The 26,985-nt window shown below is 67.7% G+C and carries 23 protein-coding genes; 1 reads left to right on the top strand and 22 read right to left on the bottom strand.

Features of this window, described 5'->3' with window-relative positions; translation table 11 throughout:
* Position 1: 1 nt before the first annotated feature.
* From QOZ99_RS00285 to QOZ99_RS00240, 10 genes are all read right to left on the bottom strand, one after another.
* Entirely contained in the window at positions 2-712 is a 711-nt protein-coding gene (locus QOZ99_RS00285; RefSeq protein WP_370876771.1) for an ABC transporter ATP-binding protein, read from the bottom strand.
* Positions 702-1,181: a hypothetical protein gene (locus tag QOZ99_RS00280; RefSeq protein WP_306887865.1), complete on the bottom strand. Its 480-nt coding sequence runs from the start codon at positions 1,179-1,181 to the stop codon at positions 702-704. Before QOZ99_RS00280 ends, QOZ99_RS00285 begins: the two co-directional genes overlap by 11 nt.
* A 99-nt stretch (positions 1,182-1,280) precedes the next feature.
* Positions 1,281-3,023: an alkaline phosphatase gene (locus QOZ99_RS00275; protein WP_306887864.1), complete on the bottom strand. Its 1,743-nt coding sequence runs from the start codon at positions 3,021-3,023 to the stop codon at positions 1,281-1,283.
* Positions 3,024-3,259: 236 nt separating this feature from the next.
* Positions 3,260-4,408, bottom strand: coding sequence for a hypothetical protein (locus QOZ99_RS00270; protein ID WP_306887863.1), 1,149 nt, complete (start codon positions 4,406-4,408; stop codon positions 3,260-3,262).
* Positions 4,409-4,507: 99 nt separating this feature from the next.
* Positions 4,508-5,128 carry an Isoquinoline 1-oxidoreductase subunit gene (locus QOZ99_RS00265; protein WP_306887862.1) on the bottom strand — a complete coding sequence of 207 codons (621 nt, stop codon included), beginning with the start codon at positions 5,126-5,128 and terminating at the stop codon, positions 4,508-4,510.
* A complete protein-coding gene (locus QOZ99_RS00260; RefSeq protein WP_306887861.1) occupies positions 5,125-5,655 on the bottom strand; it encodes a (2Fe-2S)-binding protein in 531 nt (176 codons plus the stop codon). Before QOZ99_RS00260 ends, QOZ99_RS00265 begins: the two co-directional genes overlap by 4 nt.
* Positions 5,652-8,435 carry a xanthine dehydrogenase family protein molybdopterin-binding subunit gene (locus tag QOZ99_RS00255; RefSeq protein WP_306887860.1) on the bottom strand — a complete coding sequence of 928 codons (2,784 nt, stop codon included), beginning with the start codon at positions 8,433-8,435 and terminating at the stop codon, positions 5,652-5,654. The genes QOZ99_RS00260 and QOZ99_RS00255 overlap by 4 nt, the downstream gene beginning before the upstream one ends.
* Positions 8,436-9,355: 920 nt before the next feature.
* Positions 9,356-12,403 carry an efflux RND transporter permease subunit gene (locus QOZ99_RS00250; protein ID WP_306887859.1) on the bottom strand — a complete coding sequence of 1,016 codons (3,048 nt, stop codon included), beginning with the start codon at positions 12,401-12,403 and terminating at the stop codon, positions 9,356-9,358.
* Positions 12,400-13,485 carry an efflux RND transporter periplasmic adaptor subunit gene (locus tag QOZ99_RS00245; protein WP_306887858.1) on the bottom strand — a complete coding sequence of 362 codons (1,086 nt, stop codon included), beginning with the start codon at positions 13,483-13,485 and terminating at the stop codon, positions 12,400-12,402. The genes QOZ99_RS00250 and QOZ99_RS00245 overlap by 4 nt, the downstream gene beginning before the upstream one ends.
* The gene (locus tag QOZ99_RS00240) at positions 13,482-14,597 is read right to left on the bottom strand and encodes an efflux RND transporter periplasmic adaptor subunit (protein WP_306887857.1); all 1,116 of its coding nucleotides are present in this window, start codon (positions 14,595-14,597) and stop codon (positions 13,482-13,484) included. Before QOZ99_RS00240 ends, QOZ99_RS00245 begins: the two co-directional genes overlap by 4 nt.
* A gap of 227 nt (positions 14,598-14,824) precedes the next feature.
* On the opposite strand from QOZ99_RS00240, the gene QOZ99_RS00235 reads away from it, so the two are divergent.
* Positions 14,825-15,445 (top strand): TetR/AcrR family transcriptional regulator, encoded by a 621-nt coding sequence (locus QOZ99_RS00235; RefSeq protein WP_306887856.1) that lies wholly within the window; start codon positions 14,825-14,827, stop codon positions 15,443-15,445.
* A gap of 58 nt (positions 15,446-15,503) precedes the next feature.
* Here the strand turns inward: QOZ99_RS00235 and QOZ99_RS00230 are convergent, their stop codons facing one another.
* From QOZ99_RS00230 to QOZ99_RS00175, 12 genes are all read right to left on the bottom strand, one after another.
* Positions 15,504-15,857 (bottom strand): cupin domain-containing protein, encoded by a 354-nt coding sequence (locus tag QOZ99_RS00230; protein WP_306887855.1) that lies wholly within the window; start codon positions 15,855-15,857, stop codon positions 15,504-15,506.
* A 27-nt stretch (positions 15,858-15,884) separates the two neighbouring features.
* Positions 15,885-17,276, bottom strand: coding sequence for an NAD(P)/FAD-dependent oxidoreductase (locus tag QOZ99_RS00225; RefSeq protein ID WP_306887854.1), 1,392 nt, complete (start codon positions 17,274-17,276; stop codon positions 15,885-15,887).
* The gene (locus tag QOZ99_RS00220; RefSeq protein ID WP_306887853.1) at positions 17,273-18,016 is read right to left on the bottom strand and encodes an NTP transferase domain-containing protein; all 744 of its coding nucleotides are present in this window, start codon (positions 18,014-18,016) and stop codon (positions 17,273-17,275) included. Before QOZ99_RS00220 ends, QOZ99_RS00225 begins: the two co-directional genes overlap by 4 nt.
* Entirely contained in the window at positions 18,013-19,521 is a 1,509-nt protein-coding gene (locus QOZ99_RS00215; RefSeq protein WP_306887852.1) for an aldehyde dehydrogenase family protein, read from the bottom strand. The genes QOZ99_RS00220 and QOZ99_RS00215 overlap by 4 nt, the downstream gene beginning before the upstream one ends.
* The gene (locus QOZ99_RS00210; protein ID WP_306887851.1) at positions 19,514-21,073 is read right to left on the bottom strand and encodes an aldehyde dehydrogenase family protein; all 1,560 of its coding nucleotides are present in this window, start codon (positions 21,071-21,073) and stop codon (positions 19,514-19,516) included. The genes QOZ99_RS00215 and QOZ99_RS00210 overlap by 8 nt, the downstream gene beginning before the upstream one ends.
* 11 nt (positions 21,074-21,084) lie before the next feature.
* On the bottom strand, positions 21,085-22,122 hold the full coding sequence (locus QOZ99_RS00205) for an aminoglycoside phosphotransferase family protein (RefSeq protein WP_306887850.1): 1,038 nt from the start codon (positions 22,120-22,122) through the stop codon (positions 21,085-21,087).
* 8 nt (positions 22,123-22,130) lie between these two features.
* Complete coding sequence (locus QOZ99_RS00200) at positions 22,131-22,475, bottom strand: cupin domain-containing protein (protein WP_306887849.1); 345 nt, start codon at positions 22,473-22,475, stop codon at positions 22,131-22,133.
* A 12-nt stretch (positions 22,476-22,487) separates the two neighbouring features.
* Positions 22,488-22,847 carry a cupin domain-containing protein gene (locus QOZ99_RS00195; protein ID WP_306887848.1) on the bottom strand — a complete coding sequence of 120 codons (360 nt, stop codon included), beginning with the start codon at positions 22,845-22,847 and terminating at the stop codon, positions 22,488-22,490.
* A 5-nt stretch (positions 22,848-22,852) separates the two neighbouring features.
* Positions 22,853-24,127, bottom strand: a complete 1,275-nt coding sequence (locus QOZ99_RS00190; protein WP_306887847.1) for a nucleotide disphospho-sugar-binding domain-containing protein — start codon at positions 24,125-24,127, stop codon at positions 22,853-22,855.
* Positions 24,128-24,192: 65 nt separating this feature from the next.
* On the bottom strand, positions 24,193-25,248 hold the full coding sequence (locus QOZ99_RS00185; RefSeq protein ID WP_306887846.1) for an ABC transporter ATP-binding protein: 1,056 nt from the start codon (positions 25,246-25,248) through the stop codon (positions 24,193-24,195).
* Complete coding sequence (locus tag QOZ99_RS00180) at positions 25,245-26,036, bottom strand: ABC transporter permease (protein ID WP_306887844.1); 792 nt, start codon at positions 26,034-26,036, stop codon at positions 25,245-25,247. The genes QOZ99_RS00185 and QOZ99_RS00180 overlap by 4 nt, the downstream gene beginning before the upstream one ends.
* Positions 26,029-26,895 (bottom strand): ABC transporter permease, encoded by an 867-nt coding sequence (locus QOZ99_RS00175; protein WP_306888419.1) that lies wholly within the window; start codon positions 26,893-26,895, stop codon positions 26,029-26,031. Before QOZ99_RS00175 ends, QOZ99_RS00180 begins: the two co-directional genes overlap by 8 nt.
* Positions 26,896-26,985: the final 90 nt, after the last annotated feature.

Genomic DNA, 26,985 nt, shown 5'->3' with positions numbered 1-26,985 from the left:
CTCAGTCCTTCAGCCGGCCGGATTCGAGCCGGAGCACGCGGGGCAGGCGTGCCACCAGCGCGGCATCGTGGGTCGCCACCAGCAGGGTCGCCCCCGATTCGCCGGCGAGTTCCAGCAGCAACTGGGCGACGGCCGCGCCGGAATCGGCATCCAGGCTGGCGGTCGGCTCATCGGCGACGATGATGGCGGGGCGCACCGCCAGCGCGCGGGCGACGGCCACACGCTGCATCTGGCCGCGCGACATGGTCTCGATCGCCTGCCCCTGCCGCTCGATGCCCACGCGAGCCAGCAGCCGCCCGGCTTCCGCCTGCGCGCCCGCCGGCAGGACAAGACGCGCGAGACGCTGCGGCAGCAGCACGTTCTCCAGCGCGGAAAGGCCGGGAAACAGATGGAAATCCTGCATGACCAGCCCGACATTGGCCGCGCGCCAGCGGTCTCGCGCGCCCTCGGAGAGGGTGGCGAGATCCGTGTCGCCCCAGATGAGGCTGCCCTGCCCCACCCGCTCGAGCCCGGTGAGCAGGTTGATCAGCGTCGTCTTGCCGGAGCCCGAGGGACCCATCACCGCGACCTGCTCGCCAGCGGCGATGTCGAGGGCGGCAATGGCGAGGGCGGGCATGTCGAGGCCGGGAAAGCGCTGCTCGACCGCGCGCAGGCGCAGGAAACGTGGAGCGCCAGAACGTGGCGCGTCGGAACGTGGCGTGTCAGGCGGCATGAAAACGGGCATCCACGATGCGCAGCAGGCTGACGAATCCCGTGGCGGGATCGGTCCAGGAGCCGACTTCCAGCGTGCCGGCCACCTCGATAAGGGCGTTGGCCTGCTCGAAGGTCTGGGCCTTCGCCAGACGCACCACGACGATGTTGTCCGGCCAGTCGGAATCGGAGGAGCAGAACGGGCAGATCGACATGGGGATCTCAGTCAGCACGAAGAAGTCGGCTTCGGCTTTCAGCGGCGGGGCCATGTAGCCGCGCATCGCGACCGGCTTGCCGGCCAGTGCCTTGACCTTGTCGGAAAAGGTGAGGCCGAGCACGCTGATCTTGCCGTAGAGTTCGTCGAAATCGAGCGCCGATGCCGCGAGGGCGGGGCGAACCGCAAGGACGATTCCGGGCAAGCCCAGGGCGGCGCCAAGGGCGCCATAGGCGGCTCCACGCAGGGCGCCACGTCGCGAGACCGTCATTATCATCTCTGTCTCCGAAAACACGTCCGACCCGAGCCTTTCGGCCCGGGTCGGTGATCGCGGCGGCGCCGGCCTTCAGCCAGCCGGTCTCACTTCAGTTCTCGCTCACTTCTTCGCGGTCGGTATCGCCAGCGCATCGACCAGAACGCGGTAGACGTCGCTCTGCTCCATGTAGCCCTTGAAGCCATCGGCGCCGGGGCCGGTCGCCTGCAGCACGACGTCGTCAACGGCGTGGACCGCCGTGTCGGAGGAGCGCGGCAGGTTGCCGATGCGCAGGACGGCGCCGGGAACGTCCTTGTAGGCTTCGTTGGCGACGTATTCCTTCTTCTCGTTCTGCACCGCCGGCTCGAACGGGCCGTTCATCTTCGGGCGGAACGTCTCGTAATAGTCGGGGAAGTTGCTGGAGAAGACCGCAAGGCGGCGGGAGACGTCGACCCGGTCGGGGTAGCCGTCGCCGTTCTCATCGGTGTAGTTGGGGAAACCGGCATCGGCGTAGACGCCGACCTTCTCGCGCATTTCCGGTCCCGGCTTGTTGTCGTCGACCGTGCCGATGATCGAGACGCCGTGCGTATGGTCACCGGTGACGACGATCAGCGTGTCCGGGTGGGTCTTGGCGAACTCGACGGCGAGGCCGATGGCCTTGTCGAATTCGATGGTCTCGACCAGCGCGCGGTCCCAGTCCATCGGATGGGACATCTTGTCGACATTGCCGCCCTCAACCATCAGGAAGAAGCCTTCCGGGTTCTTGGAAAGCTGGCCGAGCGCCACCTTGGTCATGTCGACCAGGCCGGGCTGGTTGGGGAACTTGGAGACGGTGCCCTTCTTGAGGAAATCGCGGTCGAGCGTCGTGTCCATGTTGCCCGTGTTGAACAGGCCGAGGATCTTGCCGGTATTGGTGCCGGCGGCCGAGGCGAGTTCGGCCTTGTCGGTGGCGAGCGTATAACCCTGATCGCGGAACAGGGCGATATAGTCCTTCTCGTCCTTGCGCTTCGAGCCCGGCGTGGTCTTGGGCAGGAAATAGGCCGAGCCGCCGCCCAGGATCACGTCCGGCTTCACCTCGAACATCATGCCGACGATGTCGGCCTTGTCCGCGCGCAGGCGGGTATGGGAAACCACCGCCGCCGGGGTGGCATCCTCGATTTCGGTGTTGGACACGATGCCGATGGACTTGCCGGTGGTGCGGCGCAGCGCTTCGGCAATGTTCTCGACGCGCGGGTCGTCGAGGCTGTCCTTGGTGCGGTCGGCATAGACGCCGATCGCGTTCACGGCCGTCTTGTGGCCGGTCATGTAGGCCGACATGGTGTTGGCGCTATCGGTGGCGACGGAATTGGTCGCCGACGTGCCGATGAAGGCCACCGGCGGAATGTCGTCGAGGTTCAGGCGGCCATTGGCCTTGCCTTCGGTCATGCCCTTGGACATCAGACGGGCGCCGGTGCGGTGCGCGACCGAGAGGCCGTCGCCGAGGAAGAAGATGACGTTCTTCGCCTTCGCGGTGGCCGGGGTGCCGTAGACGTTCCACGTCACCGCCTTGGTCTCGTTGCCGGCCTTGGCTTCCACCTTGTAGGAGCCGGGCGTGGCGATGTTCACGGCGCGCAGGAGAACCGCCGAAGCTTCGACGCCCTTCTCCTTCTCGATGAATTCGGGCGCCTTGCCGAGCACCTTCTCGGCCGGCTCGCCATTGATCGTCACGCTGACGTCGGCCGGCTTCACGACGGCGTCGAACTCGACCTTGAAGTCGAAGGGCGAGCCGGCGAGGATCGTGGCGCGGTCGAGCGGATAGACGGTCGCCGCATCGGCGACGGCGATCAGGCAGGTGGTGGTGGCGAGGGCCGCAAGCAGTCGGCGCATCCCGGTATCTCCCGAATGGATTAGGTGCCCCTCGGTAGTGCGCGCCGATGTCAGTGCGATGACTGGGAAGGTTGCTATTTCGCCTCGCACGCGGCCGCGTGCCTCTACGCCATCGGGATCGGACGGCCTGTATCCGCGTGCGGAAGCGGTGTGTGACGCCGATCGAGAACTCGACCGGCGGGACGACGCCGGGCCTCACCCGGCGCCATTCCTCCAGGCCTGCCCTGCTGCCGCGTTCAGGGGAGATCGGCCAGCGAGGCCGGGCCGGGGCCGGGCGTGACGAGGGCGGGCCATTGGTGGGAGCCGAACGGTACCTTGGGCGGCAGATGGGTGGTCATGCCGCGCGCCTTGGTCTGCGCCACGATGCTGTCGCGCGCATCGCCCCCCATCAGTTCGTAGTCCATGAGATAGCGGCTGCCGAAGAAGGTCTCGCCCACCGTGCGGTCGGCGATGATGCGGGTCAGCGAATCCAGCATGTCCTGCGGCGTGCTGGTGAACGACACCGTCTCGATCAGGATGAGGCGCGAATTGATGTCGTCCGGCGCGAAGAACTGGGCGAGCACGCTGTAGAGCACGTTGTTCTGCCGTGCGACATAGATCGTGTTGCTGGCGGCGTAGACCTTGGCCCAATCCGGGCCGAGCTGCTGCTTCCAGTCGGCGAGCACACCCATCCAGTGCGTCACCTGCGTGTCGGCCGCCCAGCGGATGTTGAGCTTCAGCCGGTCCTTCTGGCTCGCGGCGAAGGCCTGCACGTCGGCGAAGCTCACGACGTCAGCCGCCGTGACCTTGTCGACGAAGGCGATGTTCGCCGCGATCAGTTCGCGATTATTGGCGCGCCATTCCTCGGGCATGCTGGTGGCGTTCAGGCTGTCGAGCGCTGCCTGCAGCCGCGCGCGATAGGCCAGCACCTGCGGCTGCCATGACGTATCGTTCGTCTTGCCGATATGCGGGCCGACCACGACGCCGAGCGCCATCACACTGTGCCCGACCGACTTGAGAAGCTGGTAGACCTCGGGCACCGGCGGCGCGTCGAGCGGCGGCTTTCCCGGCCGGTAGAGGATGAAGCGCCCGCCCGTGCCCGAGAACAGGCCGAGGATCACCGGGTGCTGCGCCAGGATGCTGGCCTGCACCAGCCGGCTGGCATCGCCATAGAGGTCGAACATGCCGGTGTTCAGTGCCAGCACATTCTGCCTGGCCACCTGCGCCGCATCGGGAACGGTGGCGCCGACGATCACGTCCATATAGGCGGGAATGCCCGGCGGTGTCTGGGCCGCCGCGGAACCCAGGGTCGCGCATCCCAGGGCGAGGCTGCACAGCAGCGCCGATAACCCCGACGACAGGCCCGCCGATAGCCCCGCCCGACGGCACGTCTTCGCGTGGATCATCACGTTCCCCCCATTTGTGAAGCGAGCGATCCTGATGTCGCCCGCGCTTGCGGCGGCCACTCGCGTGGCGGCTACCGGTCATTATGCGGCGGTGTTCGACTACGGGCAGGCCGCGCCGGTATCGACCCAGGCCTGCACGAGCGCCTTCGCCTCTTTCTGCGTGCCCGGCACGGGGGTGCGGCCGACGCCCGGCGACCAGCCCCAGCCGACGAGCGTGTCGTCGCCGATATGGACGACGAGATCGGCCAGCGACTTGCCGCCATTGCGGGCGGGATCGCTCATCTGCACGCAGATCTGCCCGAGCGTCCGGCCCTCCCACACCATTTCGCGCGGCGCCATCGCCCATGGATCGTGGCCGGGCATGCGGGCGGGATCGAAATTGCCCTTCTGGTGGCAGACCGAACAGCGCATCGCCGGCAGTCCCATGCCGTCCACACCGCGAAATACCGGCGGCTGGTGCAGGCGCCCGCTATCGCCCTGGCGCGGGCGGTCATTGGCCGAATGGCAGTTCATGCAGCGCGGGCTGGTGAGCACCTTGCCGATCTCGCCGAACAGCGCCAGCGAGCGCTCGCGCGTGTTGGCGATGGTGGCGAAGCTTTCCGGCGGCGCCAGCGTGCCGGGGGTCGTGTTCTCGACCGCCCGGGCGGCGAGCAGACCCGTCGCCAGGCTCACGGCAGTGACCAGCAGCGGCACGGCAAGGCGGGCGAGCGGGCGCGTCATGGCGCGCTCCCCGCTTTGAGATAGCGAGCGGGATCGGCCAGCACGACCTCACGGACCGCCTCGTGATAGCGCACATAGCCGGTGCAGCGGCACAGATGCCCGTCGAGCGCCTCGAGGATGGTCTGTTCCAGCTGCGCGCGCGCCACCGGCTCCGCCGCCAGCCGTTCCAGCAGCACCTGCGCCTCGTTGAGAAAACCGGCGGTGCAATAGCCGCACTGGAAGGCGAAATGCGCGATGAACGCCTTCTGCAAAGCGGTCAGTTCGCCGTCTTTGGCATGACCTTCGATGGTGCGGATGCTCTTGCCGTCGAAATTCAGCGCCGGCACGACGCAGGTCGGGTTGGTGGCGCTGGTGCCATCGGGCTCGTCGACGATCACCACGCAGCTGAGGCACTGCGCGGCGCCGCAGCCGAACTTGGTGCCCGTCATGCCCAGCACCTCCCGCAGGAAGTCGTTCATCGACAGGTCGTCGCGCACCTCGATCGGACCATGCGCGCGGCCGTTTATGGTGAGGGAGATGGCGCTCACGGCAGGACTTCCTTCAGCATGGCGGGCGTGACCGGCAGCGAACGGAAGCGGTGGCCGGTGGCGTCGAATATGGCATTGAGCAAGGCCGGCACGACGGGGATCATCACCACCTCGGCCATGCCCTTGGGCGGCTCCTTCGGCGAGACCGGTGGCAGGACCTCGATCTGCAACTGATGCAGCGGCAGGTCCGAGGCGCGCGCGACGACATAGTCGCCGAGGTTCCACCGGCCATTGCCGGGCCCGTCCTCGAAGGGCGGCAGGGTCTCCAGCAGGGCGTAGCCCACGCCCATGGCGAAGCCGCCCTGCGCCTGCCCCTCGACCAGCTCGGGCACCAGCACCTCGCCGCACTCGAACACGCTATAGGCATCGGCGATGCGTATGGCGCCGGTCGCGGGCGTGATTTCCACCCGCACGGCGGTGCCGCAGGAGGAGGTGAACGACGTGCCGATGCGGTTATAGTCGGTCGGCGGGAAGAAGACGAAGCTGCGGTCCAGCACCGTGAAGGCGCCTTCCCCGCGGCGAATGGCGAGCGCGTCGATATCGGCCGCCCAGTCCATGCCGCCGAGCGGGAAGGCCGCCTGCGCCCACGCCCAGCGCGAGAAGGCATGCGCCATCGCGCCCGTCACGCCGCCCTGTTCATGCGCCTTGGCCGCCACGTCCGCCTGGGCGAGCGGCGGCAGGCCGGAGAGGATCAACTCGCTGTCCTGCCAGAACGCCTCCTCGAACAGGAATTCGCGCGGGTCGCCGGGCGGTATGCCCCACAAGGCGAGCGCCGCCGGCCAGAGGCCGAAGCGGAACACGATGCGCGCCGCCTGCGCCGCCGCCTGGGTGCCGACATGCGCGCCGATGGAGGCGCTGGTCGCCGAGCTGATCTCCGGCACCCAGCGCGGGTTCTTCGCCGCGGCGTCCTGCTCGGCCTGCGTCATCGAATAGGGATCGCCCGTGGTGACGAGGCCAAGCGCGTCGAACATGTCGATCCGCGCCACGCTCACCGCGTCGGAGGTGCGGCCGAGGATCGCGGCGACGCGCCGGGCGATGGAGGTGCCGATGCCGTTGCCCATCTCCACCGCGTCGGCATGGATGGAGATGGCGCCGTCCGGGGCGAGTTCGATCCGGCCCAGCGAGCAATCGGCGCCGGTGCCGTAGTCCTTGGTGCAGCAGGCGACGCCGGTGCCGACCAGCACCCCCTGCCCCGCCGCCTTGCGCGCCGCCCGCTCGCGCCAGATCGGATGCGCGGCCAGCTTGTCGAGGATCTCGGGCGTGCGCACGGAGACGGTCCATGGATTGCCCGTCATGGTCCGCCCGCCGGTCTTCAGCAGGTTGCGGCGGCGCAGCTCGATCGGGTCGAGCTTCAGTTCCGTGGCGGCCTCGTCGACCAGCGTCTCCAGCGCCGTCAGGGTCTGCAGCGTGCCATAGCCGCGCATCGAGCCGGCGGTGACGCCGCGCGTGTGCTCGGCAAGCGTGGTGACGTCGACCCTGGGGATATCGTAGATGCCGATGGCGGCGGTGGCCCCGACCACGGCGACGCTGGGCGAATAATTGGCGAGGCCGCCACCATTGAGCACGTGGTCGCCGGCGAAGGCGACCATCCGTCCGCTGGCTCGATCAAAGGCGATCTGCGAGCGCATCTCGAAGGCGTGGCGCTTGACGCCGCCCTGGAACTGCTGGAACCGGTCATGGGCGAGCCGCACCGGCCGGCCGGGCAGGAACAGCGCGGCGAGCGCGGAATAGAGCGGAAACGGCGTGTGGTCGCGCCCGCCGAAGCCGCCGCCAATATAGGCGAAGCGGGCCTCGATGCGCGCGGGCCGGATATCGGCCCTCGCCTCCCCCAGCAGAAACGCCACCGCTTCCGCCGCCTCGAAGGGCGACTGCACGCCCATCACGATATCCAGCGTTTTGGCGCCCGGCTCGAACCAGGCGAGCCCGCATTCCGGTTCGAGGAACATCGGGTCGATCGACTGGGTTTCGAACATGCGGTCGAGCACCACCAGATCGGGGCCGGGCGCCTTGAGCGCCGCCCGGATCTCCTCGCCATAGGTGGCGCCCCTGGCATAGGTGCCGCCCTCGGCTACCGGCAGCGGCTTCCACACCGGGCGGCCGCTGCTTTCCTGGAAGCCGGGGCTGATCCAGCCTTCCTGCAGCGGCGAATAGATATCGGGCGCGCCCGGTGTCGGCCCGGCGATGCGGGTGAAGCGCAGCGCGGCATAGTTGGGCCGCGTGAGCGGGCCGGTCTCGGCGCCGAAACGCAGCAGGTCGTTGTTGCGGAAGGCGGTACGCGCACGATCATAGGCGTCGAAGCGCTCGAACAGCAGCAGCGCCACCGGCTGGCCGAGATAGAGCGGCGTCTGCCCGACCGGACAGAACAGGTCGCCGGCATAGAAGGGCGGCACGCGCAGACCGGACGTGGCGATATCCTGCGCGGTGACGACCACGCTCGGCTGCGCGCCGGGCTCGAGCGCCGCGAGGTCCAGCCCCTGATAGACATGCGTCGCATCAGGCGCCCGCACCAGCAGCGCATGCGAGGTCTCGGGCGGCCAGCCCGGCATGTCGGCGGCGCGGAAATCGGAGACGTAGAGCTTGGCGCCCGTCACCTTCGCCCGCCCGTCGACGCGGCCGCGCGGTGCGCCACCGGAGCGGACACCACGGCCGGGAAGGGTTTCCAGCGTGTTGAAATCAGTGGCCTGAAAATCGGCAGCATGGGCGCCATTGAGCGGCGTCATGCTCAGCAGGATGCCGCTGACCGTGCCCCATTTCAGAAATTCCCGCCGCGACGGCTGCATAAATACGCAATCCCAATGGCTTTACAGGAAAGATGGCGACGGATTCCATGAAATGCACGCCCATATCCGAATACCGTCGGAGGGATCCGAAAGTTATGTGCGTTGTTTCGAGGATCGCGAGAGGTATTTGAGTTGAATTTAGCTGGCGTATATTATTGTCAGTTCGAAAAACTGTATTTGCTGCATGGCACAAAATGTGCGCGCCATCAGGCATATAACATATATCCGTGCGTGAAACATGTATACGGGATTTTCGGTATGACTTCCCTGGAAATGGTCCAAAAATTGGCGATACCAGCCTTTTTATATCCCATAAAATACAGCTTCGAGCTGGCGTGCCGACTGAATGGCGGCGTTCCGGTGGATACGGTCCGCTGCCGCGCTTGAAGGATCTGTGCTTCACCTGCGAAGCAGAGAGGCGGGATGATGCGTGGCGGCATGGTGAGCCGGCTGTCGGAACCGCTTGATGGGCAATGGCGCAGCCGCCCGACGTGCATCCGAGGTGCATGCGGCGCGCGTGCGTACCCTCGCGTGGCCGCTCGACATCTCGGCCCATGTCGGTGCCGAACCTTTTGCCAAACGTCGCGGGTAACGGGTTCGAGTTCAGGCCGTTCCCAGGGCGTCGCTTCGCGGGAAGTGCCGATCCGCCATACAGATCGGCCCCAGCTTCGATTCCGCGTCGCCGTGGCTGGGCCGTGCCGGCATCCGATGCCGGCGAAATCGGGGATGTAGAGCCGGCTCTCGCCCGGTGAGAAGGCCAGTGGTCGAGCGTGGAGCGGGCGCCGGAGCGGGCGGGCAACCCGGTGTCCGGCGGCGCCATGCGCGAGCGGCTGTTCATCTGCGGCCACACCGCGCTCGGCGCTGTCTTCGTCGACACGCCGGGCGGGGATGGCGCGCCGCCTCCCGCCCGGCGTGGTCGCTTATTCCGGTGCGGGCTCCTTCAGCCGGAACCACGCCACATAGAGCGCCGGCAGGAAGAGCAGCGTCAGCACGGTGCCGACGATGATGCCGCCCATCATGGCGTAGGCCATCGGGCCCCAGAAGATCTCGCGCGCGATGGGGATCAGCGCGAGGCTGGCGGCGGCGGCGGTGAGCAGGATGGGGCGCATGCGGTGTTCGGTCGCCTTCACCACGGCGGACCAGCCATCCATCCCTTCGTGTCGCAATTCCTCGATCTGCACCACCAGGATGACCGAGTTGCGGATGAGGATGCCGATCAGCGCCAGCACGCCGAGAATGGCGACGAAGCCCAGCGGCGCCCCGCTCGGCAGCAGGGCCGCGACAACGCCGATCAACGCCAGCGGCGCGACGATGAAGACCATGAACAGGCGCTGGAAGCTCTGCAGCTGGATCATCAGGATGGTCGCCATGGTGAGCAGCATCAGCGGCACGACGGCGAGGATCGGCCCCTGGCTCTTGGCGCTTTCCTCCACCGCGCCGCCAACGGCGATGTGGTAGCCGGCCGGCAGTTGCGCCTGCACCGCCTTCACCGCCGGCTCCAGCGCGGCGACCACGGTTGCCGGCTGGGCATTGCCGTTGATCGCCGCCTTGATGGTCAAGGTCGGCAGCCGGTTCCGCCGCCAGACGATGGGCTGCTCGAACTCGTAGCGGATGTTGGCGATGGCCGCGAGCGGCACCGATTTGCCGCTGCTGGTCTGGATCTGCAGGTTCTGCAGGGTATCGAGCGAGGAGCGTTCATTCTCCTGCGCGCGGCCGACGACGTCGACGAGATAGATGTCGTCGCGCACCTGCGTGATGGCGGAGCCGCCGACAAGGCCGTTCAGCGTGGTGGCGACCGTCTCGGAGGTGACGCCGAGCTGGGCCGCCTTGTCCTGCAGGACGTCGATCTTCAGCACACGGGCAGGTTCGTTCCAGTCATAGACGATATCGGCGAGGCCGGCATTCTGGCCGATGGCGCTGGCCAGTTTCTGCGCCTGTTCGCGCACCGTGGCGATATCGGGCCCGCTGACGCGATACTGCACCGGGCGGCCGACCGGCGGTCCGATATCGAGCAGGTGCACGAAGGCATCGATGCCGACGAAGTCACGGTCGAGGATCGGCCGCAGCTTGGCCCGCAGCCGCTCGCGCGCCGCGATGTCCTTGGTGACGATGATGATCTGGCCGAAATTGGGACTGGCCGGCTGCACGTCGAGCGAGAGCAGGAAGCGCGGCGCGCCCTCGCCGATATGCGAGGACCAGTGGTCGATATCGGGATCGCCGGCCAGCGCGGTCGTCTCGAAGCGCTCGATCTGCGCCAGCGTCTCGGTGATCGCGGTGTTCTGCCGCGCCGTCCAGTCGATGATGACTTCGGTGCGGTCGGAGGACGGGAAGAACTGCTGCTGCACGAAGCCCATGCCGAAGATGGACAGGCCGAACATCATCACGGTGGCGGCGATGGTCATCCATTTCCAGCGCACGCACAGGCGCAGCAGCGCGCCGAACCCCCGCGTCAGCCGACCGGGCTGGTCGTGATGGCCCTTCATCGTCTTCGGCAGCATGGTCACGCCGAGCAGCGGCACGAACAGCACCGCCACCAGCCACGACACGATCAGCGAGACCGCGATGACGACGAACAGCGTGAACGTGAACTCGCCGGCATTGCTGTTGTTCAGCGCCACCGGAAAGAAGCTGACCACGGTCACGAGCGTGCCGGTGAGCATGGGAAAGGCGGTGTGGCTGTAGACATAGGTGGCGGCCTTCTCGATGGGGTCGCCCATCTCCAGCCGCGCCACCATCATTTCCACCGCGATCATCGCGTCGTCGACCAGCAGTCCCAGCGCGATGATGAGCGCGCCGAGCGAGATGCGCTGCAGGGAAATGCCGGAAAACTCCATCACCACGAAGGTGATGGCCAGCACCAGCGGGATGGACACCGCCACCACGAGGCCCGCGCGCATGCCAAGGCTGACGAAGCTGACGAGCAGCACGATGGCCACCGCCTCGACCAGCGCCTGGATGAAGCCGCCGATCGCGTCGCGCACGATTTCCGGCTGATCCGACACGAGGTGCACACCGATGCCAATCGGCAGTTCCTGCTCGATCCGCGCCATCTCGGCCTTGAGCGCCTCGCCGAACGCCATCAGATTGCCGTTCGGCTTCATGCCGATGGCGACGCCGATCGCCGGCTCGCCATTGACGCGGAACAAGGCGGACGGCGGGTCGACATAGCCGCGGCGGATGGTGGCGACGTCTCCCAGCCGGAAGAAGCGATCATTGATGCGCAGGTTGATCGCCCGGAGGCTGTCCTCCGAGGCGAACTGGCCGCCGACGCGCATGCTGATGCGCTCGCCCTCGGCCTCGATGACGCCGGATGGCGAGATGGCATTCTGCGCCTGCAGCGTGTCGATGATCATCTTCTGCGTGATGCCGAGCGCGGCGATCTGCCGGGTCGAGAATTCGAGATAGATCACCTCGTCCTGCGCGCCGATCAGATCGACCTTGCCGACATCGGGCACGGTGAGGATCTTGGTGCGGATCTCCTCGACATAGTCCCGCAGTTGGCGCTGGCTCAGGCCATCGGCGGTGAAGCCGTAGATATTGCCGAACACGTCGCCGAAGCTGTCATTGTAGAACGGCCCGACCACGCCTTCGGGGAACTGGCTGCGGATATCGCCGATCATGTTGCGGATCTTGACCCAGATATCGGGAATATCCTTGGCCTTGGTCGTGTCGCGCAGATTGACGAAGATCGTCGTCGCACCCGGAGTGTTCAGGCTGCGGGCGTAGTCGAAGGAGGGGAGCTCCTCGAGCTTCTTCTCGATCCGGTTGGTGATCTGGCTGACCGTGTCCTCCACCGACGCGCCGGGCCAGCTGGCCTGGATGATCATCGTCTTGATGGTGAAGTCGGGATCCTCGGCGCGGCCGAGATTGAAGAAGGAGAACAGGCCCGCCAGCGAGAAGACGAGCATGAAATACCAGACCAGCGAACGGTGCCGCAGCGCCCAGTCGGAAAGGTTGAACGTCTTCACTGGCTGGCCTTTTCGTCTATCTGTATGGGCTGGCCTTCGGTCAGGCTGTGCACGCCGGCGATCACCACGCGGGCGCCCACGTCCAGCCCCTCGGCGATGCGCACGCTGGCGTCATCCCGGCGGGCAATGACCACGGGCACGGTCTTCACCGTCCGCGTGGCGGAATCCACCACCCACACGCGCGGCGCCCCATCGCGCTCCAGCACGGCCGAGAGCGGCAATTCGATGGAACGATCACCCCCCGCATCGACAGGCGTCGCCGAGATCGTCGCGCCCAGCCGGAAGGCCTCGGGCGGATTGTCGAGGGTGATCTTGACCCGCCGCATGCGCGTGGTCGCGTCGGCCTGCGGGGCGATCTCCCGCACCGTGCCGATGGCTGCGACCGATGGCGCCGACTGGAGCGCCACGGTGAAGCGGGTGTCGCTCGACAGCGTGCGTGCCACCTCCTCGGGAAGATCGACCACCGCTTCGCGCTCATCGGTGCGGGCGACGGTGACGGCCTTTTGGCCCGGCGCGAGGATCTGGCCAACCTCGGCGTCGATGGAGACGACGATGCCGTCGACATCCGCGCTCAGCGTGGCATAGCTGCGCTGCTCGCGGGCTTTCGCGAGAGCCGCCTTGGCCTGCTCCACCGAGGCGGCTGCGGCCTCGCGGGCCTGCAGCGTGTTCTCGAATTCGGCCTGGCTGACCACCTTCTTGTCGCGCAGCGTCTCGCTACGCGTCTCGGCCGCCGTGGTGTTCGACAGCTGGGCGAGCGCGGTGGCGAGATCGGCCTCGCGGGTCCGCACGACGAGATCGAGCACCATCGGATCGAGCTGCATCAGCACCTGCCCCGGTTTGACGCGATCGCCGACATCGACATTGCGGGTGATGACGCGGCCGAGCACGCGGAAGCCGAGTTCGGTCTGGTAGCGCGGCTGTACCGTGCCGGCGAAGCCGGTCGTGCGCTCGGAGGCCGGCTCGGCGAGCACGCTGAGCACCGGGCGCGGGGGCGGCGCGGCATCGGCCTGTTCGCCCTCGGCCTTGCAGCCGGCAAGCGCGAGGCTGCCCAGGATGAGGAAAACAATGGGGGAGTGTTTCATAGCGCCTGCCCTTCCGCCGGCCGGGGGACGACGACCTGCCCGGGGCGCAGCAATTGCGCGCCGGCTGTGACCACGCTCTCGCCGGGCGCGACGCCGCTGCGCAGAACGAACTTGCCGCTGCGATAGCTATCGATGACAACCGGGCGTAGCGACACCGTCCGGCTGGCCGGATCGACCACCCAGACGGCCGGGCTGTCGCCCTGCGAGAAGAAGGCCTGCCAGGGAAAGGTCACGACTTCGCGTGACTGGAAGCGGCCGACCCCGACCACCGACGTGCCGAGCCCCATCTCCGGCGGCGGGTCCTGTATGGCGAGCTTGATGCGCAGCGTGCCCGTGGTGGAATCGATGGTCGGCGCGACCTCGCGGACCTTGCCCAGGGCCCGGATCGCCGGATTGGACAAGAGGGTGATGGTCAGCGTCTTGTCCTTCAGCTCGTCGGTCAGCAGGGCTTCATCGATGTCGAACACCGCGTCGCGCGCCCCGTCATGGGCGAGGGTGAAGACAGCCTGCGCGGCCTCGACGACCTGTCCGGCTTCGGCATCGCGGGTGGTGATGGTGCCCGCCGAATCCGCGCGCAGCGAGGTGTAGCCGAGCTGCTGCTGCGCCGTGGAGAGGTTGGCCTGCGCCGTCTTCAGCGCCGAGTCGGCCGCCGTGAGCGCCTGGCTGGCATTGTCGTAGCTGGACTGGGTGGTGAACCCGCTCTTCATGAGTTCTTTCTGCCGCTCGAAGGCGCTGGTCGCCTGCCGCAGCGTGGCTTCGGCCGATTGCACGCCGGCGGTGGCGGAGGCGACCTCGGCGGCCTGCTCGGTGGTCTCCAGCGTGGCCAGAACCTGACCGGCCGCGACGGTGTCGCCGACATCGACAAGGCGCGTCGCGATGCGGCCGGCGACCCGGAAGGACAGGTCGCTCTCGACGCGGGCGCGGACCTCGCCGGTCAGCGACACCGTATTGGTGACGGGGGCCAGCACCGCCGTTTCGGTCTCCACCGGCAGCGTCGCCGTGGCGGCGGGTGCCTTGTCGTCGCCACAGGCCGCGAGCGAGGCGGCCAGAAGCGCGATCGCGCAGGCGGCCCCTCCTCTCGTGGGCCATCGTCCAGTCTGCCAGACTGCCATCTGCATTCTCATCGGGTTTCGGGCGCGTTGGGAAAAACCACCGGATTCGTTCGCGAACGGAAGATATGTGTTATTGAACGGTACCGTATCGTTCTATTAATATTTCCTTGAAGCCGGGTCAACCGGCGGGCAACCTGAAACAAGGCGAGGACCGAATGCGAGAGGCGGACATTGTGAGAAAAACCGGCCGCCCCGATCCGCAGCGCGCGATGGAGCTGGATCGACGCGTGCTCGAAGTCGCGGCCGAGATGTTCGTCACGCATGGATTTGCCGGGACATCGATCGAGCGGATCGCGGCGGTCGCCGGCATCGGCAAGCTCACGATCTATCGGCGCTATCCCTCGAAGGACGCGCTGTTTTTCGCGGTCGTCAAAAGCCTGGGCGACGTGCTCACCCAGTCCCATGTCGACGCGCAGAAACTGTCTCCGGATCCGCTGGTGCAGCTGAAACTGTCGTGTCGCGCCACGCTGGACGTGGTGACGCAGCCGTCCGTCGTCGCCATCTACCGCATTCTGCTGATCGAGGCGTCGCGCTTTCCCGAACTCGCCGTCTGGGTGCATGACAATGTGATGCGGCCGATCGAGGACCTGACGCGCCAGCTGCTCATCGACGCGTCCCGTGCCGGCCAGCTGCGGAGCGATCTCGACACGGATACCGCGATGCGCGCCCTGAGCGGCATGCTGACCGGCTGGTCCCTCAAGGAGGCGCTGCTGGGCTTTGACGGGCTGGCGGACGCCACTGCCCGCGCCACATTCTTCGACTATGCGTGGGACATGTTCCTCAAGGGCGAGCAGCCGCGCCCGCCTGAGGCGGTTTCCACGTCGATCGAGCCCTCACGCGATGCGTGAGCCGCCATCGCCCCGCCAGTGGCGCGGGCGATGGCGGCCCCTGTTCGGCCGGGATGGGTCAGGTCAGGATGAAATACACCTTGCGCACATGGGACAGGTTCTCCCACGTGCCCTTGAAGCCGCGCGCCACTATGAAGCTGTCGCCCGGCCCGAAGATGCGGGCATGGCCCTCGGCATCGGTCAGGCGCACCTCGCCTTCCAGCAGGTGGCACATCTCGTCATAATCGCAGTCGACGCGCTCCAGATGCGGCCCCGCCTGCCAGATGCCGGCCAGCGCGCCCTTCTCGGCATGGGTGAAATGGCGCCAGCTTTCCGCGCGGAACGGCGTGTCGACCACGGCCGGGTCATCGGTCAGGATTTCGCGCGCGGGCACGGTGTCGGGGTCGAAGGCGATGACATGGCGGGGGGACATTGTGAGCTCTCCCATGGCGGGCACCTCCTATGAATCGAAACCGACGCCGAAGGCATCGAGCAGCCGGTTGAATCGCGAGCGCCGCCCGGTGCGGTCCTCGCTGGCCAACCCCGCCTGCGCCCAGCTTATGCCGAGCCAGCGCAGCGGCTCGGGCGGGAAGGGAAAGGGCCGCCTGCGCAGCATGGCGAGCCGCGTGCGCTCGGTCTCCTCCCCGGCCAGCAGGTCGAGCATCGTCCGCGCGGCGAAGCGGCTGGCGGAGACGCCCTGCCCGGTGAAGCCCATGGCATAGGCGAGCCGTCCCCCGAAGGCGAGCCCGGCGAAGAACGTGGTGCGGGCCGAGGTGTCGATGATGCCGCCCCAGGCATGGGTGAACGGCACATGAGCGAGCGGGGGCAGCGCGCGGCGGAAATGGCGTGCCAGCCGGTCATAGCTCTCCGCCCGGTCCAGCAAGGCGGCGTCGCGGCGCGAGCCGAAATGATAGACGGCATCATAGCCGCCCCACAGGATGCGGTTATCGGCGGTCTTGCGGATGTAATGGAACTGGTTGCCGCTATCGGCCACCGAATGGCGCCCGGTCCAGCCGATGGCGGCCAGTTCGTCGGCGTCGAGCGGGCGGGTCATGATGGCGTAGTCGTAGATGGGGATGACCGCCGGCTTCAGCCTCGCCAGCAGCGGCACCGCCGCATTGGTCGCCAGCACGGCCCGCGCGGCATGCATCACCCCGCCCGGCGTGACCAGCTCGATGCCCGAACCGGTGTGCCGCAGCGCCGTGACGGGGGTTTGCTCGTGGATGTCAACGCCGAGCGAGAGCACCACGCGGCGCAGTTCCGCGACGGTTTTCGCCGGGTTGACCAGCGCGTAATTGGGCTCGAAAAACCCGGCCCGATAGACCGGGCTGTCGAGCTTTGCCGCCAGCGCGTCGCCCGAGAGCCGCTCGCCCGCGATGCCGAAGCGGCGATAATTGGCCGCCATGGCGTTCAGCCCCTCCACCTGCCACGGCGTCGCGGCGAGGGTCAGCTTGCCCGCGCGCTCGAATTCGATGGCCAGTCCGTGCGCGGCGACGTCCTGCGCGAAACCGTCGAGATTTTCGCGGCCGAGCCGCACCAGCGTCTCCGCCTCCCGCGGCCAGCGGCGCAGCGCATTGCCGACCCCGTGCGAGATGGATGGCGCGCAGAAGCCGCCATTTCGCCCGGAGGCGGCATTGCCGGTGCGGCCCGCCTCGACCAGCGCGATACGTGCCTGCGGGTCGCGCTTGCGCGCCTGCAGGGCCGTCCACAGGCCCGTGAAGCCGCCACCGACAATGGCGAGATCGACGCGCAGATCGCCGGCCAGCGCCGGGCGGGCCGGCTCGGGCGGCACGGTGTCGAACCAGTAGGGGCGCAGGGCGATGCCCGCTAGCGAGGGGCCGTGTTCGCTCATGAGGCGGCATCCGCGAGACGGGCTTCGAGCGCGGCGAGTTCCTCACGCGAATTGACGCCGCTCACCTCAAGCTCCGCCGCCTCGACGATGGCGACGCGATGCCCATCGCCGCGCGCCAGCGCCACGATATCGGTGAGATAGTATTCCCCCTTGGCATTGGCGCAGCCCACGCGCGCCAGCAAGGGGAACAGAACCTCGCCCCGCACCGCCATGACGCCGGAATTGCACAGGTCGATCCGGCGCTCCTCCTCGCTGGCATCCGCATGCTCGACGATGCGGGCGAGGCCGCCATCGGGCGCGGTGACCAGCCGGCCATAGGCGCGGGTATCACCGGGGCGGAAGCCCAGCACGGCGAGCACGGCATCTCCCGCCACCGCCGCGCAGAGCGTGCGCATCGTGGCGGGCGCGATCAGCGGCACGTCGCCATAGAGGATGAGCACCGTGCCGGGGAAATCGCCCAGCTCCGCCTCGGCCGTGCGCACCGCATCGGCCGTGCCGCGCTGTTCGCGTTGCACGACCTTCGGCGTATCGGGATAGGCACGCTCGATCTGCTCGCGCCCGGCGCCGACCACCAGCACGATGCGCGCGGCATCGATATGGGCGAGACTGTCGAGCAGGTGCCCGAGCATCGGCTTGCCCCGGAGCGGGTGCAGCACCTTGTGCAGCTCCGATCCCATGCGGCTGCCCTTGCCGGCGGCCAGCACGATGGCGGCGATCGCGTGCGTCGGGCGGGCGGTCATTGGCCACCCGCGAGATACCAGCCCCAGCTCTCGGCCGGATCGAAGCGGGTGATCTGCTTCGTCTCGAAATAGGCCTCAAAACCGGCGCGACCCAGTTCGCGGCCGATGCCGGAGGTCTTGGTGCCACCCCAGGGCAGCTGGACGAAGGTGGGCTGCGAGCAGTTGATCCAGACGATGCCGGCGCGCAGCCGGCGCGCCACCCGCTCGCAGCGCTCCAGATCGTCCGACATGACCGCGCCGGCGAGGCCGAACGCGCTGTCATTGGCGAGCGCGAGCGCCTCCTCCTCGGTGTCGAACGGGTTGACGCACACGACCGGGCCGAAGATCTCCTCCCGCCAGATGCTGGCCTCAACAGGCACGTCGGCGAAGATGGTGGGTTGCAGGAAATATCCCGTCGGCCGGCCGGCCGGCCGCTCGCCACCCGAGACCAGCCGCGCGCCGGACGCCTTGCCGGAGGCGATGGCGGCGAGGATCTTCTCGTACTGCCCGCGGGAGACGATGGGCCCGAGCTTCACCCCCGGCTCCAGCCCCGCGCCGATGGGGATCGCCTCCGCCGCCTCTTTCAGCCGTGCCAGCAGGCGCGGATAGAGGCTGCGCTCCACCAGCACGCGGGAGGTGGCGGAGCAGACCTCGCCCTTGTTCCAGAAGATGCCGAACAGGATCCACTCGACGGCTTTCTCGATGTCGCAATCGGCGAAGACGAGGAAGGGCGACTTGCCGCCAAGTTCCAGCGCCACGGTGCGGATGCCGGCCGCCGCCGCCATCATCACCTTGCGGCCCGTGGCCACCGATCCGGTGAAGGCGATCTTGTCGCAGAGCGGATGATCGGCGAGCGGCTGCCCCGCCTCCGGGCCGGTGCCGGTCACGAGGTTGAACACACCGGGCGGGAGGCCGGCGGCATGGATGATCTGCGCCAGCGTGGCGCAGGAGAGGGAGCAGATTTCGGAAGGCTTCAGCACGATGGTGCAGCCCGCCGCCAGCGCGGGCGCCACCTTCCACACCGCCATCAGCAGCGGGTAGTTCCACGGTGTGATGGCGCCCACCACGCCCAGCGGCTCGCGGGCGATGCTCGCGAGGAAGCGCGCATCGCCGACATCGACCTCCTCGTCCGGGCGGCTGTCCTCGGCCTCGGCGAGGCCGGCATAATAGTCGAAGGTGAAGGCGGCATCGCCCACGTCCCATTCCGCCTCGGGAAGCGGCTTGCCATTGTCGCGCACTTCCAGTGCCGCGATCTCCGCCAGCCGGTCGCGCAGCCCCTGCGCGATCCGGCGGAGATGGCCGGCGCGCACCGTGCCGGAGAGGCCGGACCACGCGCCGCTGTCAAAAGCGCGCCGCGCCGCGCGCACGGCACGGTCGATATCGGCGCCCTGCCCGGCCGCGACCTCGGCAAAGGCCTGCTCGGTGGCGGGATCGATGGCGAGGAACGTACCGCCGGCTTCCGCATCGGCGAAGGCGCCGTCGATATAAAGCTGCGTCCTGTGCATGGCGCGGACCTTCTCAGACATGCTTGCGACCGCCGGTTCCCGCGCGATCGAGGAACCAGTCATCGGGATAGGGATACCACCAGCCGTGAATCTGCGGCTTGTGATCCATCACCACCATCTTGGAGCGCCGGAAGGCATCCAGACCCTGCCGGCCCAGTTCGCGGCCCATGCCGGAGGCCTTCCAGCCGCCGAACGGCAGGGCGTCATTGTCGATCATCGGGTTGTTCACCCAGACCATGCCGGCCTCCAGCCGCTCGGAGGCCTCGATGGCCTCCTCCAGCGAGGTCGTGAAGATGGAGGCGCCGAGGCCGAACGGGCTGTCATTGGCGGCCGCCACCGCCGCATCGAAATCCGCCACGCGGCACACCGCGACGACGGGGCCGAAGGTCTCCTCGTGCAGGATCTCCATGTCGGACGTGCAGCCGGTCAGAATGGTGGGCGCATAGAACCAGCCGGTCTCCAGCCCCTCGGGGATGCGCCCGCCGCACTCCACGCGCGCGCCCTTGGCCACGGCGTCGGCGACAAGGCGCATCACCTTGTCGCGCGCGGCCTTGGCGACCAGCGGGCCGATCTCGTTCCTCTCCAGCCCGTTGCCGATGCGCAGCTGTTTCGTGCGGGCGACAAAGGCGCGGACGAAATCGTCATGGATGGCGTCCACCGCATAGATCCGCTCGGTGGAGGTGCAGACCTGGCCGGACATGTGGAAGGCGCCCGTCACCGCGCCCGCCGCCGCGACATCGAGCGGCGCCGAGGCGGCGATGATCATCGGGTCGGAGCCACCGGCCTCGATCACCGCCGGTTTCAGCCGGGAGGCCGCCGCCATCGCGACCGCACGGCCCGCAGCTACGGAGCCGGTGAAGGCGACGGCATGCGTGCGCTCGCTGTCGACAAGCGCCCGGCCCACCTCCGCCCCGCCCGGCAGGCAGGCGACCAGCCCCGCCGGCAGTTCGTCGAATACCTTCATGAAGTCCAGCGTGCAGAGCGTCGTCGCCTCGGCCGGCTTGACGATGCAGCCATTGCCGGCGGCGAGTGAGGCCGCGACCGTCCAGCACATCAGGAGGATGGGGAAATTGAACGGCATGATGTGGACCGAGACGCCCAGCGCCTCGTAGCGGGCGTACTGGGTCGAGCCGATCTGCGTGGTGCCGGCGATCTTGCCGGCATCGTCGCGCGCCATCTCGGCGTAATAGCGGAAGATCGGCGCGACATTGGCGAGTTCGCCGATGGCCTCGGGATAGGGCTTGCCCATCTCGCGGCTCATCAGGATGGCGCACTCGGTGAAATCGGCGGTCTCGATGCGGTTGGCGAGCTGGTGCAGCATCCGCGCCCGGCTCTTGGCGTCGGTACGGTTCCACAGCTTCTGCGCCGCATTCACCCGCGCCAGCACCTCGACGACTTCGTCCGGCGTGACCTCGGCGCGGGCGCCGACCTCCTCCAGCGTCGCCGGGTCGACCACGCGATGCGTGGGGCCGGCGGACAGGCGCAGGCCGGGGGCGAGGTAGTAACGCGGGCTGGCGAGATCGGGCATGGCGGGATCGGGCATGGCGGGGTCGATGATCGCGGAGCTGGACATTCGGTCTTCCTTCAAGCGAGCGTGCCGGCGGCGCCGAGACGCCGTGCCATCGCCACGCCGCGGGCGCGCCAGTCGGGCAGTTCCACGGCAAGCAGGTCGGCAATGGCGGTGAGTCCGGCGGCCTTCAGTGCCGCCTCCAGCTGCCCGAGAACGCGGGGCAGCCATGCGAGGTAATGCGCCTTGCCGTCGCGCAGGCAGAGGCGGACGAACACGCCCGCGATGCGCGCGTGCCGCTGGGCGCCGAGAAGATGATAGCGCGCGCGGATCGCCGCCTCGCCGCCCGGGCCCGAAGGGAGCGCGGCGATGTAGCGTTGCAGCATGGCCTCCTCCAGCCCCGGCGCGAGATCCCGCCGGGCATCCTGCAGCAGCGAGACGAGGTCGTATTCGCGCGGGCCCAGGGCCGCGTCCTGAAAATCCAGCAGGCCGCAGCGCCGCACGCCCGCGCGATCCTCCAGCGCCATCAGGTTGTCGACGTGGAAATCGCGCAGCACCAGCGTCTCGAACCGGTCGCAGACGGGGCGCAACGCGTCGTCCCACAGCGCGAGGAAGCGCGCGGGGAAACCCTCGCGGTCCAGATCCGGGGCGATGGCCGGGGCGAACCAGTCGGCAAACAGGCGCAACTCATCCAGCCATGTCGCGTGGTCGTAGCGCGGTTGCGCGACCGCCGGGCCGTTGGGCGCGCGGTGCAGATGCGCCAATGCGTCGACCGCCACGCCATAGAGTTCCGCTTCCGACCGGCCTTCGCCAAGGCGCCGCGCATAGGTGGCGTCGCCCCAATCCTCGATCAGCGCCAGGCAATGCACCGGATCCGTCGCCTCGACGCGCGGCGCCGACAGGCCGAGCCCGTTCAGATGCCGCGCGACGCGGACATAGGAGGCGAAGCCCTGCGGATCGGTGCGGTCCTCCATCAGCAGCAGGCCGGCCCCCGCCAGCCGATGGTAGCGGCGGGCCGAGGCGTCGCCCGGCAGCGCCACAAGCGGCACGCCGGACTGGCCGAGGCGGGTGAGAAAGGTGATGCCCGGCGGATCGAGGCGGGGGCGGCAGGTCACGGCCGGCATCATCGGATCATGTAGACCTTCTTGATGGTCTCATGGACCGTGCAGACGCCCTTCCAGTCCTTGGGGAAGAAGGCGGCGGTATCGGGGGTGATCTCGATCACGTCACCGCTCTCATGCACATAGGTGCAGCGCCCCGCCAGGAAATGGCAGAACTCGTCCGAAGTGACGTGGCAGTCCCACTTGCCCGGCGTGCAGATCCACAGCCCGCATTCGGACTGGCCGTTCGGCCCCTTGTGCAGCACCTGGCCCGATACATGGGACTGGCCTTCGATCATGGTCGGGATGATGCCCCAATCGACCACATCGGTGATGTCGAGGGGATTCCTCATCACGGGCGTTTTCATTGTTCTTCCCTCTCAGGCCAGCATGTAGATGTTGCGGATGGTCTCGATCACCTCGGCCTCGCCCTCATAGCCGGCGGGGAAGACGACACAGGTGCCGGCCTCGACCTCGGTCACCTCACCAGTCACCGAGGTGTAGCGGGCGCGGCCGGAGACGAAGTGGCAGAACTCGTCGCGCGGCACGGCGATTTTCCAGCGGCCGGGCGTGCACACCCAGATGCCGGTCTCCGGCGAGTTGCCCGGCCCCTTGAACAGCAACCGGCCGGTGGAATGGGAAGCGCCCTCGATGGCGTCGGGCTGCGCGCCCCAGTCCGCGAGGTCGTCGTAAGTTGTGGCGTTGTGGATGTGCGGCGCGGAACTCGTGAGATTGGTCATGTCGATCACACCAGGGAGGTGAGCAGGCGCGCGGCCTTTTTCGGCCCCTCGCAGCTCTGCATGTGGGCGGAGGTGGTAGCGAGCTTGGCCTTGATCGCGGGATCGGCGAGGCACGCCTCGATCTTGGCGATCAGCTCCGCGTCGCTCCACTCGTAGCGCTCGGAGCGGAAGCCATGGCCGGTCTCCTCGACGCGCATCGCGTTGTCATGCCCGTCCCAGACATAGGGCATGATGATCGCCGGCTTGCCGAAATAGAGGCATTCGGTGAAGGAGTTGTTGCCGCCATGGTGGATCACCGCATCGACCTGCGGGATCACCGAAGGCTGCGGGAACCAGCTGCCGAGCACCACATTGTCGGGCACGTCGGTATAGCTCGCCATGTAGTCGCCGACATTGACCAGCGCGCGATAGCGCGTCTTGCCGACCAACGCGATCAGCCGCTTCAGCAACTCGGTATCGCCGGAGCCCAGCGAGCCGAAGGAGATGTAGAGCAGCGGGCCGTCATTGTTCGCGCCGAAGCTCGGCACGGTGTAGGGCTCGTCCTTGCGCACGCAGCCTTCCAGATACTGGAAGCGCGCGGGGTCGAGCGGCACCTCGCGCTGGTATTTCGCCTGCTCGGGATAGAGCAGCAGGTTGAGATAGGGCGAGGCCTCGAAGAACTGGCCGAGCGGGTACGGCGCTTCGTCATTCTCCGCGAGGAAGGCATTGAACGCGTCGTGGATCGGCTGGATGACCTCGTTGAACTTCGCGCGAAAGGCGGCGTGGCCTTCCCGGTCATGCTCGCCCATGCCCGACAGATGCGGCGGAATCGCCTCGTCCTCGATCTCGTTCTCCGAGCAGGAGATGATGCGCACCCACGGCACGCCGAACTGCTTGATGGCCGGGAACAGGATCACGTTGTCGACCGCGATCACGTCCGGCTTGATGCGCGCGAGCACGCCGGGCAGGTCCTTCTGCGCCCATGTGGCGCTGGAGACGATGGCCTCCCAGCATTCCTTGACGTAGTTGTCGAGCTGGTCGATCGGCTTCTTCGAGAAGTTCGGGATGTGGCCATTGATGAAGTCTTCCCAGAACTTGGCCATCTGCTCGGGCGGCATGGGCTCGGAGAGCGCGACGGGATGCGCCTCGAAGCCATAGCCCTCATAGACCGAGACAAAGCCGGGATCGGACAGGAACACCGCCTTGTGGCCCAGCGCGGTGACCGCCTGCGCGATGCCCACGGAGTTCAGGGCGGGGCCGAAGGCCGCTTCGGGGAAGAAGGCGAAGGTCTTCTGTTCCATGTGCTGGTACCTCTGGTCGGGATCGCCCTTTGCGGGCGTTGGCTTTGCGGGCGTCGTCATGGTCGTCAGGCGGCGAACAGGCGCGTGTCGGCGCTGTTCCAGCCGAGGGTGAGGATGTCGTCCGCCTTGAAATCGCGCGCCTCGGCGGCATCCGCCGTCACCCGGCAGACCATGGGCTTGGCCATGGCGGGGATGGCGACATGCACCTGCAGGTCGAGCCCGTGATAGGCGGTGGCGAGGATCCGCCCCGAGAGCCGGTTGTCGCAGTTTTCGGCATCGAGCCGCAGCCGCTCCGGCCGCACCGCGGCGACGATGTCCGCTCCCAGCCCCTCGGGGATCGCGGCGTGGATGGCGCTGCCATCGGCCGCCGTCAGCTTTGCGCCGTCGCGCTGCACGGGGATGAAGTTCATCACCCCGATGAATTCGGCCGCGAAACGGGTGGCCGGGTGTTCATAGACCTCGCGCGGCGGGGCGCATTGCACGAGTTCGCCGTGCTGGAGAATGGCGATGCGATCGGCCATGACCAGCGCTTCCTCCTGATCATGGGTGACGATCACGAAGGTGATGCCGAACTGGTGCTGGATCCGCTTCAGCTCCAGCTGCATCTCGCTGCGCAGCTTCTTGTCCAGCGCGCCGAGCGGTTCGTCGAGCAGCAGCAATTGCGGCCGCTTCACCAGCGCGCGCGCCAGAGCCACACGCTGGCGCTGGCCGCCGGACAATTGCTCGGGCTTGCGCGCCGCCAGCGCGGAAAGCTGGATGGTGGAGAGGATCTCGTCGACGCGCGCGCGGATCTCGGCGCGGGGCAGCTTCTCCATCTCCAGCCCATAGGCGATGTTCTGCGCCACGCTCATATGCGGAAACAGCGCATAGGACTGGAACATCAGGTTCACCGGGCGGTGATTGGGCGCCACGTTGGAAATGTCGCGCCCGTTCAGCAGGATCTGCCCGGCGCTCAGCGTCTCGAACCCCGCCAGCATGCGCAGCAGCGTGGTCTTGCCGCTGCCGGAGGAGCCGAGCAGGGCGAAGAACTCGTTCTCGCGAATGTCGAGGGACACGCCATTGACGGCGCGCACCCGGCCGAAATGCTTCTCGACATTGCGAATGGAAAGCAGCGTGGTCATTGGCCCGGCAGGCCTCCGCGGTTGAGGCGCTGCGACAGGGCCAGGGTGACGAGGGAAAACCCGATCACCAGCGTCGCCAGCACATTGATCTCGGGCGTCACGCCGAAGCGGATCATGGCGTAGATCTGCATCGGCAGGGTGATCGAGGCACGCTCGGGCCCGGCGGTGAAGAAGGCGATGATGAACTCGTCCACCGACAACGTGAAGGCCAGCAGCCCTCCCGCGATGATGGCGGGCGCCAGCGCCGGCAGCACCACGCGGCGCAGGGTGGTGAGCGTCGAGGCGCCCAGATCGGCGGAGGCCTCGACGATCGACCAGTCGAAGGATTTCAACCGCGCCCGCACCACCGCGCAGACGAAGGCGAGGTTGAACACCACATGCGCCAGGATGACGGTGTGCAGCCCCAGCCGCACGTCCAGCAGCGAGAAGAAGCTCAGCAGCGCGATCGCCAGCACGATGTCGGGAATGACCATCGGCGCGAAGACCAGCGTCTCCAGGAAGCGGCCCTTGCGCCGGCGGATTTCGATGCCGATCGCCAGCAGCGTGCCCAGGATCGTCGCGATGCCGGCGGAGACCAGCCCGACGACCAGCGTGTTGCCGGCGGCGCGCAGGATGTCCCGGTTGGCGAACAGCGCGCCATACCATTTCAGCGAAAAGCCGGTCCAGGCGGTGGGCATGCCGCCGGCATTGAAGGACAGCCCGACCAGCACGGAGATCGGCAGGTAGAGAAAGGCGAAGACGAGGCTGAGGATCAGCAGCATCACCCGCATGTTGAGGCGATCAGCCATCGGCCGGCTCCGCGGACTGGCGGCCGGTGGAGGCGCGCTCATTGGCGAAGGTCTGCGCCGTGAGCAGCACCAGCATGACGGCGATCAGCACCATCGACAGCGCCGAGCCGAACGGCCAGTCATTGGCGGAGAGGAACTGGTCGTAGACCAGGTTGCCGATCATCTGGAACTGGCCGCCGCCCAGAAGCGCCGGGGTGACGAAATTGCCGATCGACAGCACGAACACGAAGACGAAGCCGGTGGCGACGCCGGGCAGCGTGATCGGCAGGATCACCCGGCGGAATGTCGTCCAGCGCCCGGCGCCGAGATCGCGCGAGGCCTCCGAAATCTCCGGGTTGAGCCGTGAGAGCGGCGCGTAGGCGGCGAGGATGACGAAGGGCAGGTAATTATAGACCAGCCCCAGCACCACCGCGCCCTCGGTATAGAGCATCTGCGGCATCTCGCCGGAAAAGCCGAGCGCACGGGCGATGCCGACAATCAGTCCCTCACGGTTCAGCAGCACGATCCACGCATAGGTGCGCACGAGATAGTTCGACCAGAACGGCAGGATGGCGAAAAACAGCAGCGCCGGCTGGCGATGGCGCGGCATGCTCGCAATCGCATAGGCGGCGGCATAGCCGAGCACGGCGGCGATGAGCGCGGCGAGCCCGGCAATCCACGCGGATTTCAGGAAGATCCGCGCATAGAGCGGATCCAGCACCATCGCGAAATTCTCGAAGGTGATGTCATATTCGATACCGCCATAGATCCCGCGCCGGAAGAAGGCCAGCGCGAGGATCAGCAGGCAGGGCACGACCATGAAGGCGGTCAGCCACGCAAAGGCGGGCGCGACCAGCACCAGGGATTTACGGTCTTGCATGACGATACGGCACCGCTCGGTGATCCGGCGCTGGAGCACGCGCCGATCCGGTCGCGTCGCAATCGGATCGGCTCACGGGCGCTCGATGGT

This window comes from Ancylobacter amanitiformis (genome assembly GCF_030814815.1).
GTDB classification, from domain to species: domain Bacteria; phylum Pseudomonadota; class Alphaproteobacteria; order Rhizobiales; family Xanthobacteraceae; genus Ancylobacter; species Ancylobacter amanitiformis.
The sequence above is the reverse complement of the archived record's forward strand: the minus strand, read 5'-3'. Positions and strand labels throughout refer to the sequence as shown.

Coding starts and splice junctions, on each gene's coding strand:
- QOZ99_RS00285 (WP_370876771.1), bottom strand. CDS start 712: ATGCCGCCTGACACGCCACGTTCCGACGCGCCACGTTCTGGCGCTCCA.
- QOZ99_RS00280 (WP_306887865.1), bottom strand. CDS start 1,181: ATGATAATGACGGTCTCGCGACGTGGCGCCCTGCGTGGAGCCGCCTAT.
- QOZ99_RS00275 (WP_306887864.1), bottom strand. CDS start 3,023: ATGCGCCGACTGCTTGCGGCCCTCGCCACCACCACCTGCCTGATCGCC.
- QOZ99_RS00270 (WP_306887863.1), bottom strand. CDS start 4,408: ATGATCCACGCGAAGACGTGCCGTCGGGCGGGGCTATCGGCGGGCCTG.
- QOZ99_RS00265 (WP_306887862.1), bottom strand. CDS start 5,128: ATGACGCGCCCGCTCGCCCGCCTTGCCGTGCCGCTGCTGGTCACTGCC.
- QOZ99_RS00255 (WP_306887860.1), bottom strand. CDS start 8,435: ATGCAGCCGTCGCGGCGGGAATTTCTGAAATGGGGCACGGTCAGCGGC.
- QOZ99_RS00245 (WP_306887858.1), bottom strand. CDS start 13,485: ATGAAACACTCCCCCATTGTTTTCCTCATCCTGGGCAGCCTCGCGCTT.
- QOZ99_RS00240 (WP_306887857.1), bottom strand. CDS start 14,597: ATGGCAGTCTGGCAGACTGGACGATGGCCCACGAGAGGAGGGGCCGCC.
- QOZ99_RS00230 (WP_306887855.1), bottom strand. CDS start 15,857: ATGTCCCCCCGCCATGTCATCGCCTTCGACCCCGACACCGTGCCCGCG.
- QOZ99_RS00225 (WP_306887854.1), bottom strand. CDS start 17,276: ATGAGCGAACACGGCCCCTCGCTAGCGGGCATCGCCCTGCGCCCCTAC.
- QOZ99_RS00220 (WP_306887853.1), bottom strand. CDS start 18,016: ATGACCGCCCGCCCGACGCACGCGATCGCCGCCATCGTGCTGGCCGCC.
- QOZ99_RS00215 (WP_306887852.1), bottom strand. CDS start 19,521: ATGTCTGAGAAGGTCCGCGCCATGCACAGGACGCAGCTTTATATCGAC.
- QOZ99_RS00210 (WP_306887851.1), bottom strand. CDS start 21,073: ATGTCCAGCTCCGCGATCATCGACCCCGCCATGCCCGATCCCGCCATG.
- QOZ99_RS00200 (WP_306887849.1), bottom strand. CDS start 22,475: ATGAAAACGCCCGTGATGAGGAATCCCCTCGACATCACCGATGTGGTC.
- QOZ99_RS00195 (WP_306887848.1), bottom strand. CDS start 22,847: ATGACCAATCTCACGAGTTCCGCGCCGCACATCCACAACGCCACAACT.
- QOZ99_RS00190 (WP_306887847.1), bottom strand. CDS start 24,127: ATGGAACAGAAGACCTTCGCCTTCTTCCCCGAAGCGGCCTTCGGCCCC.
- QOZ99_RS00185 (WP_306887846.1), bottom strand. CDS start 25,248: ATGACCACGCTGCTTTCCATTCGCAATGTCGAGAAGCATTTCGGCCGG.
- QOZ99_RS00180 (WP_306887844.1), bottom strand. CDS start 26,036: ATGGCTGATCGCCTCAACATGCGGGTGATGCTGCTGATCCTCAGCCTC.
- QOZ99_RS00175 (WP_306888419.1), bottom strand. CDS start 26,895: ATGCAAGACCGTAAATCCCTGGTGCTGGTCGCGCCCGCCTTTGCGTGG.